Source organism: Phycicoccus sp. HDW14 (genome assembly GCF_011383005.1).
GTDB lineage: Bacteria > Actinomycetota > Actinomycetes > Actinomycetales > Dermatophilaceae > Phycicoccus.
The window spans coordinates 549376-566716 of the sequence record NZ_CP049935.1 but is presented as its reverse complement, the minus strand read 5'-3'; the positions used below and the strand labels follow the sequence as shown (position 1 = coordinate 566716).

16 protein-coding genes and 2 pseudogenes are annotated in these 17341 nt (G+C 73.2%); 4 read left to right on the top strand and 14 right to left on the bottom strand.

Annotation, left to right across the window (positions count from 1 at the left end):
* Positions 1-6 precede the first annotated feature (6 nt).
* The 3 genes from G7075_RS02850 to G7075_RS02840 are packed head-to-tail and all read right to left on the bottom strand — an operon-like array spanning position 7 to position 2144.
* Positions 7-558 (bottom strand): DsrE/DsrF/DrsH-like family protein, encoded by a 552-nt coding sequence (locus G7075_RS02850; protein ID WP_166118654.1) that lies wholly within the window; start codon positions 556-558, stop codon positions 7-9.
* A 1-nt stretch (position 559) separates the two neighbouring features.
* Entirely contained in the window at positions 560-874 is a 315-nt protein-coding gene (locus G7075_RS02845; protein ID WP_166118651.1) for a TusE/DsrC/DsvC family sulfur relay protein, read from the bottom strand.
* 25 nt (positions 875-899) lie between these two features.
* Complete coding sequence (locus G7075_RS02840; RefSeq protein ID WP_166118649.1) at positions 900-2144, bottom strand: NAD(P)/FAD-dependent oxidoreductase; 1245 nt, start codon at positions 2142-2144, stop codon at positions 900-902.
* 116 nt (positions 2145-2260) lie between these two features.
* Here G7075_RS02840 and pgm point away from each other — a divergent pair.
* Positions 2261-3923, top strand: a pseudogene (pgm, locus tag G7075_RS02835) (phosphoglucomutase (alpha-D-glucose-1,6-bisphosphate-dependent)).
* A 711-nt stretch (positions 3924-4634) separates the two neighbouring features.
* Here the strand turns inward: pgm and G7075_RS02830 are convergent.
* The 9 genes from G7075_RS02830 to G7075_RS02790 all read right to left on the bottom strand — a co-directional run bounded on the left by G7075_RS02830 (position 4635) and on the right by G7075_RS02790 (position 11731).
* Positions 4635-5093, bottom strand: a complete 459-nt coding sequence (locus G7075_RS02830; protein ID WP_205860604.1) for a helix-turn-helix transcriptional regulator — start codon at positions 5091-5093, stop codon at positions 4635-4637.
* A 108-nt stretch (positions 5094-5201) separates the two neighbouring features.
* On the bottom strand, positions 5202-6467 hold the full coding sequence (locus tag G7075_RS02825) for a hypothetical protein (RefSeq protein ID WP_166118647.1): 1266 nt from the start codon (positions 6465-6467) through the stop codon (positions 5202-5204).
* A 14-nt stretch (positions 6468-6481) separates the two neighbouring features.
* A complete protein-coding gene (locus G7075_RS02820; protein ID WP_166118644.1) occupies positions 6482-7228 on the bottom strand; it encodes an esterase family protein in 747 nt (248 codons plus the stop codon).
* A gap of 22 nt (positions 7229-7250) precedes the next feature.
* Positions 7251-7478, bottom strand: coding sequence for a hypothetical protein (locus tag G7075_RS02815; protein WP_166118643.1), 228 nt, complete (start codon positions 7476-7478; stop codon positions 7251-7253).
* Positions 7442-8245 carry a hypothetical protein gene (locus tag G7075_RS02810; RefSeq protein ID WP_166118641.1) on the bottom strand — a complete coding sequence of 268 codons (804 nt, stop codon included), beginning with the start codon at positions 8243-8245 and terminating at the stop codon, positions 7442-7444. The genes G7075_RS02815 and G7075_RS02810 overlap by 37 nt, the downstream gene beginning before the upstream one ends.
* 61 nt (positions 8246-8306) lie before the next feature.
* Positions 8307-9149, bottom strand: a complete 843-nt coding sequence (locus tag G7075_RS02805; RefSeq protein ID WP_240917843.1) for a co-chaperone YbbN — start codon at positions 9147-9149, stop codon at positions 8307-8309.
* Positions 9150-9365: 216 nt separating this feature from the next.
* Entirely contained in the window at positions 9366-10370 is a 1005-nt protein-coding gene (locus tag G7075_RS02800; RefSeq protein WP_166118640.1) for a hypothetical protein, read from the bottom strand.
* A complete protein-coding gene (locus tag G7075_RS02795) occupies positions 10367-11110 on the bottom strand; it encodes a hypothetical protein (protein WP_166118638.1) in 744 nt (247 codons plus the stop codon). Before G7075_RS02795 ends, G7075_RS02800 begins: the two co-directional genes overlap by 4 nt.
* A gap of 105 nt (positions 11111-11215) precedes the next feature.
* The gene (locus G7075_RS02790; protein ID WP_166118637.1) at positions 11216-11731 is read right to left on the bottom strand and encodes a MarR family winged helix-turn-helix transcriptional regulator; all 516 of its coding nucleotides are present in this window, start codon (positions 11729-11731) and stop codon (positions 11216-11218) included.
* Between the two features lie 62 nt (positions 11732-11793).
* On the opposite strand from G7075_RS02790, the gene G7075_RS02785 reads away from it, so the two are divergent.
* The 3 genes and pseudogenes from G7075_RS02785 (at position 11794) to G7075_RS02780 (ending at position 15094) form a co-directional block, all read left to right on the top strand.
* Positions 11794-12558 carry an HAD family hydrolase gene (locus tag G7075_RS02785; RefSeq protein ID WP_371814159.1) on the top strand — a complete coding sequence of 255 codons (765 nt, stop codon included), beginning with the start codon at positions 11794-11796 and terminating at the stop codon, positions 12556-12558.
* Positions 12559-12698: 140 nt separating this feature from the next.
* Positions 12699-13364 (top strand): annotated as a pseudogene (locus G7075_RS22385) (glycoside hydrolase family 65 protein); the annotation flags it as partial.
* Positions 13247-15094 carry a glycoside hydrolase family 65 protein gene (locus G7075_RS02780; RefSeq protein ID WP_371814158.1) on the top strand — a complete coding sequence of 616 codons (1848 nt, stop codon included), beginning with the start codon at positions 13247-13249 and terminating at the stop codon, positions 15092-15094. The pseudogene G7075_RS22385 and the gene G7075_RS02780, both read left to right, overlap by 118 nt.
* On the opposite strand, the gene meaB is transcribed toward G7075_RS02780, so the two are convergent.
* Both meaB and G7075_RS02770 read right to left on the bottom strand, forming a co-directional pair.
* Positions 15075-16058: a methylmalonyl Co-A mutase-associated GTPase MeaB gene (gene meaB, locus G7075_RS02775; protein WP_166124184.1), complete on the bottom strand. Its 984-nt coding sequence runs from the start codon at positions 16056-16058 to the stop codon at positions 15075-15077. The genes G7075_RS02780 and meaB overlap by 20 nt on opposite strands.
* Positions 16059-16063: 5 nt before the next feature.
* Complete coding sequence (locus G7075_RS02770; RefSeq protein WP_166118636.1) at positions 16064-17263, bottom strand: acetyl-CoA C-acetyltransferase; 1200 nt, start codon at positions 17261-17263, stop codon at positions 16064-16066.
* Positions 17264-17341 lie beyond the last annotated feature (78 nt).

Below are 17341 nucleotides of genomic sequence, written 5' to 3'. Positions count from 1 at the left end.
GCCTGCTCAGATGAAGAGCAGCTGGGCGCCCTCGGTCAGCTCGATGAAGTCGCTCGCCGAGATGATCGCCTCGACGCCCTCGTAGAGGTCGTCCTCGGTGAGGTGGTTCATGTCCGCCGACATCCGGCAGGCCCACAGGTGCACGCCGGAGGCGGCGAGCAGCTCGAGGAACTCCGGCACCTCGGGCACGTCCTGCTCGGCGATCTGCTTCTTGAGCATCGCCGTCGCCGCGGCCGTGGCCCCGGGAAGGGCGCCCAGCATGTGGTGGATGCCCAGGCCGCTGTGCCCCGGCGGGTGCATCGCGGTGTTGCCGACGAAGGAGAACTTCAGGTCCTTCATCGTCGCCTTGTTGATCATGTCGAAGCCCCAGAACGTGAAGAACAGGTGGGTCTCGACGCCCTCGCCGACGGCGGCGTTGGCGAGGATCAGTCCGGGGTAGGCCATGTCGAGACTGCCCTTGGAGCAGATGATCGCGAGCTTGCGACCCTCGGCGGCGGGGCTGTCGAACGACGGGACGATGGTCGGCGCGGTGTCGGTCGCGACGTCGGTGGCGGTCATGTCAGACACATCCCTTCGGCTTGGGCAGGCCGGCGACGTAGGCCATCTTCTTGGCCGGCTTGCCGGGGAACAGGGTGAAGAGGGTCTTGACCGGGGTTCCGGTCCGGGTCGAGACCCGGCGCAGCGTGGCGGTCTCGCCCTGGGCGGCGTGGTCCTCGCGCAGGAAGCGGATCAGCGCCCAGTGGGCATCGGTCAGCTCGAGGCCGATGAGCCGGGCGAGCTCGGGGGCCAGGTCCTCGGTCCACTCCTCGGGGCGGGTGAGGAAGCCCTCCTCGTTGACGTCGACCGCGTGGCCGGCGATGGTCGTGGTGGTCATCGGGACAGTCCTTCCGTGAGGCGGTTCAGGCGGGGTTCTTGCCGGACATCGACATCTCGGCGGGCAGGCCGAGCGGGCGTCCGGGGAGCAGGGCGTTCCAGTAGACGTGCCGGAACGCGAGCTTCCCGAGGTGGTTGGCGCGCGACTCCCCGAGCAGGGTCATCGGGCCGACCTTCGGGATCGGGAAGTGGCCGGTCAGGGGCTCGGTGTCGTAGTTGAAGTCGAGGAGCAGCGCCTTGCCGTGCCCGGACTCGACGAAGCAGTTCGCGTGCCCGTCGAACGAGTGGGTCATCGCTCGACCCGCGACGTGCTCGAGGAAGTTCTCGACGAAGACCTCGACGGAGAAGTGCGCGACCGAGCCGGCCTTGCTCGTCGGGATGTTGCTCGCGTCGCCGAGGGCGAAGACGTCGTCGTGACCGGTGGCGAGGAAGGTGTGCTTGTCGACCGGGACGTAGTTCAGCTCGTCCCCGAGGCCCGACGCGGCCACGAAGTCCGCGCCCATGTTCAGGGGCACCGTGACCAGCTGGTCGTAGGCGATCTCGCGCTCGTCGTAGGAGACGAGGACCTTCCGGTCCTGGTCGATGCGCTCGACCATGAAGTCCGGTTCGACGTGGACTCCCTTCTCCTCGAGGATCTTCCCCAGCTCCCGGCTCGCGACCGGCTTGGTGAAGGCTCCGTCGAGCGGCGTGACGAAGACCAGCTCGGTGCGCTCGCGCAGGCCGCGCCTGCGCAGCCAGTCGTCGGCGAGGAAGGTGAACTCCAGAGGGGCCACCGGGCACTTGATCGGCAGCTCGGTGATGTGGACGACGAGCCGGCCGCCGGTGAACCGGTCGAGCTGGTCGCGCAGGGCCAGGGCTCCGTCGTAGGTGTAGAACTCGCCGACCTCCCGGTGCCACTGCGGCCCGAGGGTGCCCTCGGTCTGGTCCGGGCGGGGCGTCGTCCCCGACGCGATGACGAGCTGGTCGTAGGGCAGGCGGCGCCCGCCGGCCAGGAGGACCTCGTGTTCGGCGGTGTCGACGCGCTCGACCTCGCCGAACACGAGGTCGATGCCCGCGTGGATGAAGGGGCTCTTGGTCCGTCGGACCTGGTCCGGTTCGTTGATGCCGAACGGGATGAAGAGGTAGCCGGGCTGGTAGTCGTGGACGTCGTCACGGTCGACGACGGTGATCGCCCAGTCGTCCGCCGGGAGCCGGCGGCGCAGCTTGTTGACGATCATCGTCCCGGCCGTTCCGGCCCCGAGGACGACCAGGTTCCTCGTTCTGCTGGTCATGTGTCATTACTACTCCCGGTAGTACTCGATGGGTACCCCCTGGGGCATCTTCGCTGTGTGATCTCCCGGACACCGCTCCTGTACCCGCGGCGCGCGGTTCTGCGAGGATCGCGACCATGAACTCCTCGCGCGCCGGACAGCCCGCCCTGCCCTCAGACCTCGTCGACGTGGCCGCGCTCGTCACCGCCTACTACACGCGCGAGCCGGACCCCGAGAACGTCGACGAGCAGGTCGCGTTCGGCACCTCGGGCCACCGCGGCTCGAGCCTGCGCACGTCGTTCAACGAGGCACACATCCTCGCCACCACCCAGGCCATCTGCGACTACCGGCGCGAACAGGGCTACGACGGACCGCTGTTCATCGGCCGCGACACCCACGGCCTGTCCGAGCCGGCGTGGTCGAGCGCCCTCGAGGTGCTCGTGGCCAACGACGTCACCGTGCTCGTCGACGCAGCCGACCGGTACACCCCGACGCCGGCCGTCTCGCACGCCATCCTCGTCGCCAACCGCGGCAAGGTCTCGGGCGTCTCGGACATGCCGGCCGGTCGGGGCCTGGCCGACGGCATCGTCGTCACGCCCTCGCACAACCCGCCGAGCGACGGCGGCTTCAAGTACAACCCTCCGCACGGTGGCCCCGCCGACTCCGACGCGACCAAGGTCATCGCGGCGGCCGCCAACGCCTACATCCGCGCCGGGCTCGACGGCGTGCGCCGCGTACCGTTCACCCGGGCGCGGGCCGCGGTCGGCACCCACGACTTCCTCGGCACCTACGTCGACGACCTCCCCTCGGTGCTCGACCTCGACGCCGTCCGCGAGGCCGGGGTGCGCATCGGGGCCGACCCGCTGGGCGGCGCGGCCGTCGACTACTGGGGCGCGATCGCCGAGCGGTACCGCCTCGACCTCACCGTCGTCAACCCGCTCGTCGACCCGACGTGGCGGTTCATGACGCTCGACTGGGACGGCAAGATCCGGATGGACTGCTCCTCCCCCTCGGCGATGGCCTCGCTCATCGCCCGACGCGACGAGTACGACGTGGCGACGGGCAACGACGCCGACAGCGACCGGCACGGCATCGTCACCCCGGACGCAGGCCTGATGAACCCCAACCATTACCTCTCCGTGGCCATCCAGTACCTCTACGGCGGCGCGCGCCCCGACTGGCGGACCGACGGGTTCATCGGCAAGACGCTGGTCTCGAGCTCGATGATCGACCGGGTGGCCGAGGACCTCGGGCGCCGGCTCGTCGAGGTGCCCGTCGGCTTCAAGTGGTTCGTCCCGGGGCTGCTCGACGGGTCCGGCCCGTTCGGCGGCGAGGAGTCGGCCGGCGCCTCGTTCCTGCGGCGCGACGGCTCGGTGTGGACGACCGACAAGGACGGCATCCTCCTGGCCCTGCTCGCCTCCGAGATCATCGCGCGCACCGGGAAGTCCCCCTCGGAGCACTACGCCGAGCTCACGGCGCGGCACGGCGAGCCGGCCTACGCGCGCATCGACGCCCCGGCCAACCGCGAGCAGAAGGCCGCACTGGCCGCCCTCTCCCCGAGGCGGTCACCGCGGAGTCGCTCGCCGGCGAGCCGATCACCGCCAAGCTCACCGAGGCGCCGGGCAACGGGCGGCCATCGGCGGGCTCAAGGTGGTCACCGAGTCGGCGTGGTTCGCGGCCCGCCCGAGCGGCACCGAGGACGTCTACAAGATCTACGCCGAGTCCTTCCGCGGCCCCGAGCACCTCGCCCAGGTGCAGGAGGAGGCCAAAGAGGTCGTCTCGGCGGCGCTCGGCGGCTGAGGCGCGGATCGGCGCGGCGCGGCGCGGCGAGAGGCGGCGCGGTGCGGCGAGAGGCGGCGCGGTGCGGCCCGGCCCGGCGGAAATTGGCGCGGAACGGCACGGCAGGCACGGCACGGCAGGCACGGCACGGCAGGCACGGCACGGCAGGCACGGCGCGGAAGGCACGGCGAGAATCAGCGCGGTGAGAGAAGGCACCACGCAGACGGATCGAGCTGATCCTGTGCGTGGCGCCTCCTCTCGGCGCGGTGGACCCGCGAGATGGGCGGGGAGGGGTGGCCTGTCGGGGACTCCTCAGTGCTGAGGCCACCCGCAGCACTGACACCAAGCCCCTGACCCGCCAAGCACGGGACTGCTGAAGCCTCCGGCAGCACTGCGCTTGTGTGTGGCGGCATGCGCACTGCTGACGCCACCCGCAGCACTGAGGAGTCCAGCACACACCACCCGTCCGGCTGCTCCATGGCCGAGCAGCGCCACGCTGCCGCACCACACACACTGCGCCTTCGCGGCACCCCGCCATCGCGGCACCGCACCTTCGCGGCACCGCACCTTCGCGGCACCGCACCTTCGCGGCACCGCACCTTCGCTGCACCGCGCCCTCGCTGCACCGCGCCTTCGCTGCAGTCGCGCCGTCGCACCGCAGCAGCGGCGCACCCGCGCACTCGCCGCACCGCGCGCCCGCGCACCTCGCCACAGCCGCCGGGAGGCGGTGCCTCACTCCTCCATCGGCCTGCGCATCGCGGCCAGCTTCGCGGTCATCTCGCGGCGACGCTCGGGATCCATCCGGTAGGTCCAGCCGGGTGCGTAGGGGTTGGGCACACCCCGATAGCGCACCCAGTCGTTGAACCCCGTGCTCCCGCCGCCGTCGTAGCCGTGCAGGTGGGCCGGGTAGCGCCGCTCGGAGCGGTCCGAGAGGTGGGGACCGGGGTCCTCGATGCCGACCCACTCGCTCGGGTCACGGGGCACGACGGCGAGGCGGAAACCCAGGAGCCGCAGCACGCCCTCCAGCCGTACGGTCGCCACCGGCCCCTCTCCGCTCTCCCACCGGCCGACCACGGCGCGGTCGACCCCGAGCAGCCCCGCCAGCTCGCGCTGCGACAGCGCGTGCCTGCGCCGGGCCGCGCGCAGGGCGTCGCCGACCCCGTCCATCAGGCTCTCGTCCGGGTCGTCCACCCGCACAGCCCAGCAGCCACCGCGCGGCCGCGCCAGCACCCACCGGCACCCTGTGCACGACCGCCGTCCGGCACCGCACCTGGGGACGAGTGCCCCAGAGCGACGGACTCAGGCGTCGGCGGGCCGCGCCAGCCGAGCCTGCTCGTCGGAGAGCCACAGCCCGATCAGCCCGCTGAAGTGCGCCTCGAACCGGTCCCACTCCTGGGGCGGGTAGGTCTGCTGGATCGTCGAGGTGAGCAGCCGCCGGAAGTCCTCGCCGGCGATCCAGTCGAGCACCATCTCGTCGACGTGCCCGAGCGTGCTCTCGCAGAAGGCCCGGTAGCGCTCGGTCTCGAAGTAGTCGTCGGCCAGCGCCTGGTAGGCGCCGAGCCGGCCGCGGTGGTCGAGCACCTCGTCGTCGGCCACCGCGAACCACGGCGCCGTGTCGACCTGGGTGCGCGGCGTGCGACCCGTGACGGTGCAGAACGCCGTCCAGCGCAGCAGCGCCGACATCGCCCACGGGAAGTAGTAGTGCAGGGAGGTGACCGCGACGTCGGGGCAGGCGTTCGCGTAGTCGATGGGGTAGACGACGCCGTCCTTGACGAGCATCTCGCAGGAGTTGAACTCCCACCGGAAGAAGGCGTTGACGGTCTGGCTCGTCGTGACGACCTCGCGACCGACCTCGTCGCTGAGGAAGCCGTGCGCCACCGAGTACCGGTCGTGCATCGGCTCGTCCGGGCGGAACCGCATGACCATCGTCTCCGGGCCGATGGTCAACGAGCGCGCGAAGTGCTCGAAGTCGGGGACCGAGGCCTGCAGGTGCATGAGCATCTCGCCGGAGTCGTCGTACGAGCGGTGCAGGTCGGCGGGATCGCTGACCATCGACACCCCGCGCCAGCCGCCGCCGTCGAAGGGCTTCATGAACAGCGGGTAGCCCAGGGAGTCGGCGATCTCGTCGAGGTCGAAGCCGCGGTTGTACTTCGCCGACGTGTACGCCCAGCGCGCGTTGTCGACGGGGTTCTTGTACGGGACGAGGACGGTCTCGGGGACGTTGAAGCCCAGCCGCATCAGGGCGCAGTACGCCGAGTGCTTCTCCATCGACTGGAAGGTGAACGGGCTGTTGAGCAGGTAGACGTCGTCCATGAGGGCGACCTTCTTGAGCCACTCGCGCGGGTGGTAGTACCAGTGCGCCAGCCGGTCGATGACGAGCTCGTGGCGGGGACGGTCGCGCAGGTTGAACGGCTCGATGGTCATCCGCTCGGTCGTCACGGTGTGCTCGGTGCCGTCGGGCGCGCGCAGCACGCCCAGCCGTCGCGCGAGGGACTCGAAGGCGGTGGGCCAGTCCTCCTCGGCGCCGAGGAGCAGCCCCACGAGGTGGTCGGTCGGTGCGGGCACGGGTGTCCTTTCCGTCAGACGAAACGCGGGAGGTGGTGGGCGAGCTGGCGTTGCCACCACGGCCAGTCGTGGGCGCTGTCATGGCCCCAGACGTCGAGCTCGTGGCGGATTCCCCTGCGGGAGAGGACGTCCGCGAACTCGCGGGTGGCAGGCAGGGAGCGCGTGGGTGAGACCTCGAAGGGCCCCTCCCCCACGACGAGGAGGATGGACACGCGCGATCGCAGCCAGTCGAGGTGGTCGCCGTCGGCGTTCGCGACGTAGGCGCTGGGGTTGGCGAAGTACGTGGCGTCGCCGACGTCACCCCAGCCGTTCCACGTCGTCGGGTCGTAGTTGCCGGAGAGCCCGATGGCCAGCGGCACGACGTCGGCGCGGGTCAGCGCCAGGTGCACCGCGTGGTACGCGCCGAGCGAGGGGCCGACCGCCACGAGGTCGGTGCTGCCGCCGGTCTCGCCCTGCACCCACGGCAGGACCGCCTCGGAGAGCCAGGCCGTGTACGCGCCGCCGCGCCGGGCCCGCTCCTCGGTGGGCAGCGAGGAGTCCGACCAGCTCCAGCCGTCGAGGGAGTCGACGCAGAACAGGCTCATCCGGCCGGCGTCGACCAGCGGCGCCACCGCGGCGAGCATCCCGTTGCCCTCGGCGTCGCGGGCCGCGCCGGCCTCGGACGGGAAGAGCAGCACCGGCCGCCCCCAGTGGCCGTACCGCACGACCTCGAGGTCGGCGTCGTGCCCCGGGACCCCGAGCCGGACGCTGTGCTGCTCCATGCCGCACGACCCTAGCGGCGGGTCACCCGGACGCGCCCTCCGAGGACCACACCGTCCGCAGGACGTCGGTGAGGGTGGGGTCGAGGGCGTCGCGCCACGCGGTGTAGTTGTGCAGGTCGGCGACCTCGCGGTACCGGACGTCGTGCCCCGCGCGCCCGAGCGCGTTGGCCATGTCGCGGTTGTTCGCGGCGTTCTCCTCGAGTGCGCCGCAGGTCATCCCGACGACGAGGGGGTGCTCGGCCTCGCGCATGTCGAGGACGGCCTGCACCGAGCGCGAGATGCGGCCGAAGAACGGGAAGCCGCTCTCGGAGTCGTCGTGGCGCACCTGGAAGAAGGACCCCGACTGGGCGACGACCCCGCCGACCCGGGGGGCGGCGAGCATCCCGAGGAGCAGGGCCGTGAGCCCCCGAGGCTGGCCCCGAGGACGACGACCGGCCGGTCGACGGCGAACCGCTCGCCGATGCGCACGAGGCCGGCGTCGGCGACGGTGCGCAGGTACTGCGGCGAGCCGGAGTACCACGCGTCGCGCAGCACCGGATGGGTCAGCGCGACGCGGTGCGGCGGCAGCACACCGGCCGCCACCTGCGCCGCGGAGAAGCGCGTGACGGCCGCGAGCCGGTCGTACTCGGGCCCGTCGTGGACGAGCAGCAGCGGGGCCGGGTCGTCGTCGGCCAGCCCGTCCGGCGACCACACCGCCACCGGCACCTCGTCGGTGGTCTCGCCGGCGAGGGTCATCGGCTCGACGCCGCCCTCGACCGCAGGGGCGTCGAGCCACCACGGCGCCTCGTAGCCCGGGAGCTCGAGCACCGACCGGTCCCCGAAGGCGGTCGGCACGGTCAGCGGGTTGGCCGGGTCGAGGACCACCTCGGTGTCGGCGCCGCGGGTGACCGCGAACCGGTACTCGACGCGGTCGAGCGGCGGCTGCGGGAGGTCGAGCGTCCAGCACCCGTCGTCGGCGGTGGTGAACGCGCGGGGTCCGGGCACGGCACGGTCGCAGTCGAGCGACACCGCGCCCACGGAAGGGTCGTCGGCCGCGTACCGGAAGCGGACGCGGCCGTCGACGAGCTCGGGGGCACGCTCAGAAGAGGGCGCTCATGAGCGCGGTGCGCCCCTTGCGGACCCGCTCGTCCTGGGCGCCGACGACGGCGAACAGCTCGATGAGGTGGGTGCGGGCGCGGTCGCGCTCGTCGCCCGCGCTCGTGCGGACGAGGTCGAGCAGCCGGGTGAAGGCGTCCTCGACGTGCCCGCCGAGCACGTCGAGGTCGGCGACGACGACGGCGGCCTCGACGTCGGTGGGGTCGGCCGCGGCGGCGGCCCGGGCGGCGGCGAGGTCGACCCCGCTCGTGCGCTCCATGAGCCGGACCTGGGCCAGGCCCAGCCGGGCGTCCTCGTCCTTGTCGTTGGCCGCGAGCGCCTGCTCGTAGGCCTCGGCGGCGGCGGTGAGGTCGCCCCGCTCGATCGCCTCGAAGGCGGCCTGGTGCAGCGGCGGCAGCTCGTCGTCGTCATCGGCCCCCTCGACGGGTCCGATGTCGACGCGCCCGGTGATGCCGTTCTGCACCGCGGCCTGGAGCAGCTGGTCGACGGCCTCGCCGACCTGCGCCTCGTCGGCGACGCCCGGGAAGAGCGGCACCGGCTGGCCCTGCAGCAGCCCGAAGGTGGCCGGCACGGTGGCCTGCCCGAAGGCCTGCACGAGCAGCGGCTGGAACGCCTGGAGCAGCTCGGGGTGGCCGGTGAGGTCGGCGGTGAGGACGAGCACGCGACCCTCGTGACGCGCCGCGACCCGGGCGACGGTGTCGACGAGCTGGCGGGTCTGCGGGTGCCCGGAGGACCAGAGCACGAGCAGCCCGGCGACCTGCACGGTGCGGGTCAGCGCCTGCTGGAGGTTCGCGGGCGTCACCTCGACGACGAGGCCGTCCGGCACGGCCGCCGTGCCGGCGGGCGCGGCGCCCGACGCGCCGGAGGCCGCTCCGGGGGCGCCCGGGGCCGCGGGGGAGCACCGGTGCCGGCCGTCGCCGCACCGGGGGTCGTCATCGCCGTGACGGCGGAGAGGTCGACGGCACCACGGGTGCCGGCGGGGTCGGGTGTCTGCGTCATGGTCGGATTCTCCCGCAGTCCGGCGGCCGGGTGGTGCAGGGGGTCAGGAGCCCTTGCCGGCGACGAGCAGCTCGGTGGCCCCGATGGCCGTCACGTCGCCCTCGGTGGGCACGACGAGCACGACCGGCTCGAGGCTGGTGAGCGTCACCGACTTCTTGACCTTGGACTTCCCGACCAGGGCGGCGTACCGCTTGGGGAGCACGAGCTCCTTGGCGCCCGAGCGCACGGCGATGGTGTCGGCACGGCGCATCAGGCCGAAGGCAACGACCCCGCCGTCGGCGAGGCGGAAGGCGACGGCCTTCTCGAGGGCGGGAGTGTGCTTCTGGGTGAAGGTGGCCAGCTTGCCGAGGGCCTTGGCCTGGACGGCGGCCGACCCCGCGAGCGCGACGCCGAACGGGTCCTCGACCGAGACGCCGGCGGGGGCCTTCTTCGGGGCCGGGCGGGCCAGGCCGGCCGCGTAGCCGCCGAAGGCCTTGTCGGGCGAGGTCACGAGGCCCTCGCCGTCGGTGACCCGCACGAAGGGTGCGCCGGTCTCCTGCGACCCCAGCCCGGGCAGCTCGGCGCCGGCGAGCATCGGCACCGAGGAGGTGAGCCGGAACGGCGCCTCGGGCGAGCCGGACACCATGACGTGGAGGTAGCGCGTGCTCGTCGCCTCGTCGAGGGTCGTCGCGAGGATGGCGCGCGGCCACTCCCGGCCCCGCGACTGGGCGAGCACCGTGGGCGGCTGGTCCTTGGCGAGCTGGGCGTCGGTGGGGGCGACGGCACCGCGGGCCGCGGCGGCGTCGGCGTAGGCGAGGGCGTCGCCGGCCATGACCTTGGCGCGAGCGGTGTGCCCGGCGTCGCCCTTGGTCGCGGCCGCCGCCTGCGCCCCGGCCAGCAGGCGCGCGGCGATGGCGGTGGCCCCGTCGGGGTCGAGCGGGGCCGCCACGGCCTTCTCGGTGGGGGCCGCACGCAGCCCGACGAGGGCGTCGGTGGTGCCGCAGGCGGTGGTGCCCAGGGCGAGGGCGGCGACGGCCGCGGTGGTGACGAGTCGGCGGGCACGGGTCATCGGGCGACCTCCTGGTCGTCGCTGGTCGGTGGGTCGGCCGGTGGCCCGGCGCCGGTGTCCGGCTCCTGGGCAGCTGCGCCGTCCGGCTGCTCGGCGGCAGCGGCGTCCGGTTCCTCGGCGGCAGCGGCGTCCGCGGCCGCCGGGTGGTGACCCCGGCGCGGCCAGAGCACGACGACACCGGCGACGAGCAGGAAGAGCCCGACGAGCGCCGCGACGACCGACTCGACGAACCACGTCTTGTCGACGACGCGCAGGGTCAGCGAGGCGATGTCGCCACCGTCGGCGGCGACGACGAGCGACTCGGGGGCGTCGGCCTGCTCGACCGTGAGGGTGACCGGCCCCTCGGCGTCGTCCTGCTGGCGCCAGAGGTCGGCGGTGCCGAGCGTGGGCGACTGCCCGGTGCCACGGCTCGTCGTCGTGAGGGTCCAGTCCCGCACCGAGACGCCGCTGACCTCCTGGTGCCTCGCGTCGCCGAGCACGGCCCGGGCGTCCGAGGGGTTGGCCAGGGCCATCCACACGCTCGCCCCGCTCGTCGGCCGGGCCGTGACGACGACGTCGGCGTCGACCCGGTTGAGGACGTCCGGCGGGATGACGACCGGCTGCCCCGTGGCGGGGCGGGTCGTGAACTCGGCCGTCCCCGAGCCCCCGAGGCTGGTCGCGAACCACACGCCGACCACGGTGAGCGCCAGCCCGGCGAGGGCGAGCAGCGCACCGGCGACGCGCGTGACGGTGGTGAGCATGGGGCGGGGTTCCTTACGGTCCGGGGGCTCCCGGAGGCGGGCTCCGGGGGTGAGACGTACCCTCCACGATGACAAACGCCCGGGCGTCGCGACAAATCCCGACCCTCAGGGAGTGAAGTCGCGCGCTCCCACCCGCACCTCCCGCAACAGGGAGAACAGGGCGTCGTGCTGCGCCGGCTCGAGCATCGACAGCCCGAAGTCGGCGGCTTCCAGGTCGGCGGTCACCGCCTCCATCGCCGCGCGTCCCGCGTCGGTGACCACCGCGAAGGCGCCGCGCCGGTCGTGCGGGTTGGGGACGCGCTCGACGAGGCCCTGCGCGACGAGCCGCTGCACGATGTTCGTCGCGCTCGTCGGGTGCACCATGAGCCGCTCGCCGATCTTCGACATCGACAGCCGTCCCTCGCGGCTGAAGGCGAGCAGGACGAGGCACTCGTAGCGGGCGAAGGTCAGGCCGTTGCGCCCGGCGATGGCGTCGAAGCGGGCGAGCAGCAGCTGCTGGACCCGCATCACCGACGTCGCGCTGGCCATCGCGTCGGCCCGCGACCCCTCGCCCCAGCGGCGGACCCACAGCTCGCGGGCCCGCTCGATCGGGTCGAAGGGGAGGCGGACCGGCTCGCTCACGTCTGCACGCTATCCGCTTTCCCGCGTGGCTGATCGCACGTCTCGGTCCCGGAGTCCCTAGCGTGGGGCGCGTGAACGGCTCGAGAACTGTGGCCTGGCGCGAGCACGCGGCCGTGCTCTTCGACCTCGACGGCGTCCTGACGCCGACGGCCGAGGTGCACATGGCGGCGTGGTCGGAGATGTTCAACGCCTTCCTCTCCGGGATCGATTCCGGCAGAACCGGTTTCGAGCGAGCGGACACCTCGCCGTACACCGACGAAGACTACTTCGCCCACGTCGACGGCAAGCCGCGCTACGAGGGCGTCGCCGACCTCCTGGCCTCGCGGGGCATCACGCTGCCGCAGGGCTCTCCCGACGACCCCTCGTCGGCCGAGACCGTCTGCGGCCTCGGCAACCGCAAGAACGACGCCTTCGCCGAGGTGCTCGAGCGCGACGGCGTGCGCCCCTACCCCGGCTCGGTCGCCCTGCTCGACCACCTGCGCGACCTCGGTGTCCCGCTGGCCGTCGTCTCGTCGTCGGCCAACGCCCCGGCCGTGCTGGCGGCCGCCGGGCTGTCCGACCGGTTCGTCACCGTCGTCGACGGCCGCGTCGCGACCCGGCTCGGGCTGCCGGGCAAGCCCGCGCCCGACACCTTCCTCCACGCCGCCCGGGAGTGCGGGGCGGCACCGGACGCCGCCGTCGTCGTCGAGGACGCCGTCTCGGGCGTGCGCGCCGGGGCCGCCGGCGCGTTCGGCCTCGTCGTCGGGGTCGACCGCGGCGCCGGGGAGCAAACCCTGCTCGACGCCGGCGCCGACCTCGTCGTCCCCGACCTCGGGGACCTCGCGTGAGGACGACGGCCACCGGACCCGACCCCCTCGACCGCACCCGCTTCCCCGCCGACCTCTGGCGCCTCGTCGAGTGCACGCCCGACGACGGCGACCTCGGCGTCACCGAGACCCTCTTCGCCGTGGCCAACGGCTACATCGGGATGCGCGCCAACCCCGAGGAGGGCCGCGAGGTCCACGAGCACGGCACCTACGTCAACGGGTTCCACGAGACCTGGCCGATCCGGCACGCCGAGGCCGCCTACGGGTTCGCCCGCACCGGCCAGACCATCGTCAACGTGCCGGACGCCAAGCTGATGAAGGTCTACGTCGACGACGAGCCGCTCGTCCTCGGGCAGGCCGACCTCGAGTCCTACGAGCGCAGCCTCGACCTGCGCGACGGCGTCCTGCGGCGCTCGCTCGTGTGGCGCACGCCGTCGGGCAAGCGCGTGCAGGTCGACTCGACCCGCATGGTGTCGATGACCGAGCGCCACCTCGCGGTGCTGACCCTCGAGGTGACGATGCTCGCCGGCGACGCCCCGGTCGTCGTCTCCTCGCAGCTGCTCAACCGCCAGGACGGCGAGGACGAGTACCACGAGCCGCACCCGAAGGTCTCGATGGTCGACCCGCGCAAGGCCGGCGCCTTCGAGTCCCGCGTCCTGCTCCCCCGGCTACACCAGGCCGACGAGCGCCGCCTCGCCCTGGGCTACCGGTGCGCGAACTCGGGGATGACCGTGGCCGTCACCGCCGACCACCGCGTCGAGATCGAGGACCCGCTGGAGATGGTCGTCCGCGACGACGACGACCTCGCCAAGGCCGTCTTCCGGGTCGAGGCGCGCGAGGGCCACACCCTGCGCATCGAGAAGCTCGTGGCCTACCACACGTCCCGGAGCCTGCCGGTGCGCGAGCTGGCCGACCGCTGCGAGCGCACCCTCGACCGCGCCGGCCGGCACGCCGTCGCCGAGCACCACGCCGAGCAGCGCGCGTGGTTCGACCGGTTCTGGGAGTCCAGCGACGTCGAGGTGTCCACGGGCGACGAGCACGCCGACGCCGTGCAGCAGGCGGTGCGCTACAACCTCTTCTCCCTCGCCCAGGCCAGCGCCCGCGCCGACCGGCAGGGGGTGCCCGCCAAGGGCGTCACCGGGTCGGGCTACGAGGGCACTACTTCTGGGACAGCGAGGTCTACGTCGCGCCGTTCCTCACGTACACGCAGCCGTGGGCGGCCCGCAACCTCCTGCTGTTCCGCAGCCAGATGCTGCCCGCGGCCCGCGACCGGGCGCGCGAGATGTCCCAGCGTGGTGCGCTCTTCCCGTGGCGCACCATCAACGGCGAGGAGGCCTCGGCCTACTACGCCGCCGGCACCGCGCAGGTCCACATCGACGCCGACGTCGCGCATGCCCTCGCCCAGTACCTCGCGGCCACCGACGACGTCGACTTCCTCGTCCGCCACGGGTTGGCCATGCTCGTCGAGACGGCCCGGATGTACGCCGACCTCGGCTTCTGGCGCAGCAACGGCACCCCGAGCTTCCACATCCACGGGGTCACCGGACCGGACGAGTACACGACGGTCGTCAACAACAACCTCTTCACCAACGTCATGGCCCGGCTCAACCTCGAGCAGGCGGTCGCGGCCGTCGAGCGGGTGCGGGCGGTGCGACCCGAGGAGTGGGAACGGCTCGCGCGCACCCTCGAGATCGGTGACGAGGAGGTGCTCGAGTGGGCCCGGTGCGCCACCGGCATGCACATCCCGTTCGACGAGGGCCTCGGCATCCACCCGCAGGACGACTTCTTCCTCGACCGCGAGGTGTGGGACCTCAGCCGCACACCCGAGTCGGTCCGGCCCCTGCTGCTGCACTACCACCCGCTCGTCATCTACCGGTTCCAGGTGCTCAAGCAGGCCGACGTCGTCCTCGCCCTCTACCTCCAGGGCGACCGCTTCACCGCCGAGGAGAAGCGCGCCGACTTCGAGTACTACGACCCGATCACCACCGGCGACTCGACGCTCTCGGCGGTCGTGCAGTCGGTCGTCGCGGCCGAGGTCGGCTACCACGAGGTGGCCCTCCGGTACTTCCACGAGGCGCTCTACGTCGACCTCGCGAACCTCCACGACAACACCGTCGACGGCCTGCACGTGGCCTCGGCCGGCGGCGTCTGGGCGGCGCTCGTCGGCGGCTTCGGAGGCATGCGCGACCACCGCGGCACCCTGCGCTTCGACCCGCGCCTGCCCGAGGGCTGGGACTCGCTGACCTTCCGGCTCACCTGGCGCGGCACGCGGGTCCGGGTGCGGCTCACCGCCTCCGAGATGGCCTTCGAGGTCGAGGCGGGCGAGGCCCCGGTGCCGGTCACCGTCCGCGGCGCCGTGCACTCGGTCGCACCGGGACGGCCCGTGGTCGTCGCGCTGCCCGACCAGGGGCCACGCATCGCCGGCCGGATCGGACGCCGTCCGCAGACCGGGGGCACGCGCGCCGACGGCAGCCGGATCACCGCCGGTGTGCCGGACCCGATCCCGTTCGACGAGATCGACGCCACCGAGGCCCCGGTCACCGACCCGACGAGCTGACGCCCTCCCCCACGGCCTCGACGAGGCGGTCGGCCGCGGCCCACGGGTCGGTGCGCCCGTCGACGACCTCGGCGGCCAGCGCCTCGAGCCGGTCGGCACCGGCGACCGAGCCCACGCGGGCGCGCAGGGCCTCGAGGGCCAGGGCCTCGACCTCGCCGGCGGCCCGCCGCACCCGCCGGGCCCGCAGGCCGTCCTCGCCGAGCCACGCCCTGTGGGCGTCGAGGGCCTCGAGGAGCTCGTCGACCCCGTCGCCCGAGGTCGCGACCGTGCGCACGACCGGCGGGGTCCAGCCGCCCCCGTCCCGCTCGGCCATCCCCACCATGTGCCGCAGGTCGCGGGTGGTGCGCGCGGCACCCTCGCGGTCGGCCTTGTTGACGGCCAGGACGTCGGCGACCTCGAGGATGCCGGCCTTGGCCGCCTGGATGCCGTCGCCCATCCCCGGTGCGACGAGGACGACGGTCGTGTCGGCGGTGCCCGCCACCTCGACCTCGCTCTGGCCCACCCCGACGGTCTCGAGCAGCACGACGTCGCAGCCGGCCGCGTCGAGCACGCGCAGCGCCTGCGGGGCCGCCCAGGACAGGCCGCCGAGGTGCCCGCGCGAGGCCATCGAGCGGATGAAGACGCCGGGGTCGGCGGCGTGCTCGGACATCCGGATCCGGTCGCCGAGGAGGGCGCCACCGGAGAAGGGTGAGGACGGGTCGACCGCCAGCACCCCGACCCGGTCGCCGCGGGCCCGCAGCGCCGCGACGAGGGCGTTGGTCGTCGTCGACTTGCCGACCCCCGGCGCGCCGGTGAGGCCGACGACGTGCGCGCGACCGGTGTCCGGGGCGAGGGCGGCCATCACCTCGCGCAGGGCGGGGTGGGCGTCCTCGACGAGCGAGATCAGGCGGGCGACGGCGCGCGGGTTCCCCTCCCGCGCCGCGGAGACGAGGGAGGGGACGTCGACGTCGCGGGCCGCGGCCAGCGGGGTCAGCCCTGCGCCGGGACCTTGAGGACGAGCGCGTCGCCCTGGCCGCCACCACCGCAGAGCGCGGCCGCACCGACGCCGCCACCGCGGCGCTTGAGCTCGAGGGCGAGGTGGAGGGCGATTCGGGCGCCGGACATGCCGACGGGGTGGCCGAGGGCGATCGCGCCGCCGTTGACGTTGACCTTGTCCTCGTCGAGGCCGAGCTCCTTGGTGGAGGCCAGGCCGACGGCTGCGAAGGCCTCGTTGATCTCGACGAGGTCGAGGTCGGTCGGCGAGATGCCCTCTCGCTCACAGGCCTTCGCGATGGCGCGGGCCGGCTGGCTCTGCAGCGTGGAGTCGGGGCCGGCGACGACGCCGTGCGCGCCGATCTCGGCGAGCCACTCGAGCCCGAGCTCCTCGGCCTTCGACCTCTTCATGACGACGACCGCGCAGGCGCCGTCGGAGATCTGCGACGCGGAGCCGGCCGTGATGGTGCCGTCCTTGCTGAACGCCGGACGGAGGCGACCGAGCGACTCGGTGGTCGTGTCGGCGCGGATGCCCTCGTCGGTGCGGAACTCGAGGGCGTCACCCTTGCGCTGTGGGATGGTGACGGTGACGACCTCGTCGTCGAACAGGCCGTCCTTCCAGGCGCGCGCGGCGAGCTGGTGGCTGCGGGCCGAGAAGGCGTCCTGCTCCTCGCGGCTGAACGCCAGGTCACCGGTGTTCGCCGACTCGGTGAGCAGGCCCATCGCCTGGTCGGTGAAGGCGTCCCAGAGGCCGTCCTGCGCCATGTGGTCGTGCAGGACGACGTCGCCGTACTTGAAGCCGTCGCGGCTCTTCTCGAGCAGGTGCGGGGCGTTGGTCATCGACTCCTGGCCGCCGGCGACGACGACCTCGAACTCGCCGGCCCGGATCAGCTGGTCGGCGAGGGCGATGGCGTCGATGCCCGACAGGCAGACCTTGTTGATGGTCAGCGCCGGGACGTCCATGGGGATGCCGCCCTTGGTGGCCGCCTGCCGCGCGGGGATCTGGCCCTCGCCCGCGGTGAGCACCTGGCCCATGATCACGTAGTCGACGGACTCCGGGCTGACGCCCGACTTCTCGAGGGCGCCCTGGATGGCGAAGCCGCCGAGGTCGGAGCCGCTGAAGCCCTTGAGCGAGCCGCTCATCCGCCCCATCGGGGTGCGGGCGCCGGCGACGATGACGGTCGGGTCGGTGGACATGCGGGGGCCTCCGGGTCTGGACGTGGGGGGTCCTGACGATGCTAGACCGCGCTCCCGGGCGCTGCCGACCCCACCGCA

Excerpts from the sequence above, each read along its gene's own strand:
- G7075_RS02850 (WP_166118654.1), bottom strand. The coding sequence starts at position 558 with ATGACCGCCACCGACGTCGCGACCGACACCGCGCCGACCATCGTCCCG.
- G7075_RS02845 (WP_166118651.1), bottom strand. The coding sequence starts at position 874 with ATGACCACCACGACCATCGCCGGCCACGCGGTCGACGTCAACGAGGAG.
- G7075_RS02840 (WP_166118649.1), bottom strand. The coding sequence starts at position 2,144 with ATGACCAGCAGAACGAGGAACCTGGTCGTCCTCGGGGCCGGAACGGCC.
- G7075_RS02820 (WP_166118644.1), bottom strand. The coding sequence starts at position 7,228 with ATGGAGCAGCACAGCGTCCGGCTCGGGGTCCCGGGGCACGACGCCGAC.
- G7075_RS02815 (WP_166118643.1), bottom strand. The coding sequence starts at position 7,478 with ATGCGCGAGGCCGAGCACCCCCTCGTCGTCGGGATGACCTGCGGCGCA.
- G7075_RS02800 (WP_166118640.1), bottom strand. The coding sequence starts at position 10,370 with ATGACCCGTGCCCGCCGACTCGTCACCACCGCGGCCGTCGCCGCCCTC.
- G7075_RS02795 (WP_166118638.1), bottom strand. The coding sequence starts at position 11,110 with ATGCTCACCACCGTCACGCGCGTCGCCGGTGCGCTGCTCGCCCTCGCC.
- G7075_RS02770 (WP_166118636.1), bottom strand. The coding sequence starts at position 17,263 with ATGTCCACCGACCCGACCGTCATCGTCGCCGGCGCCCGCACCCCGATG.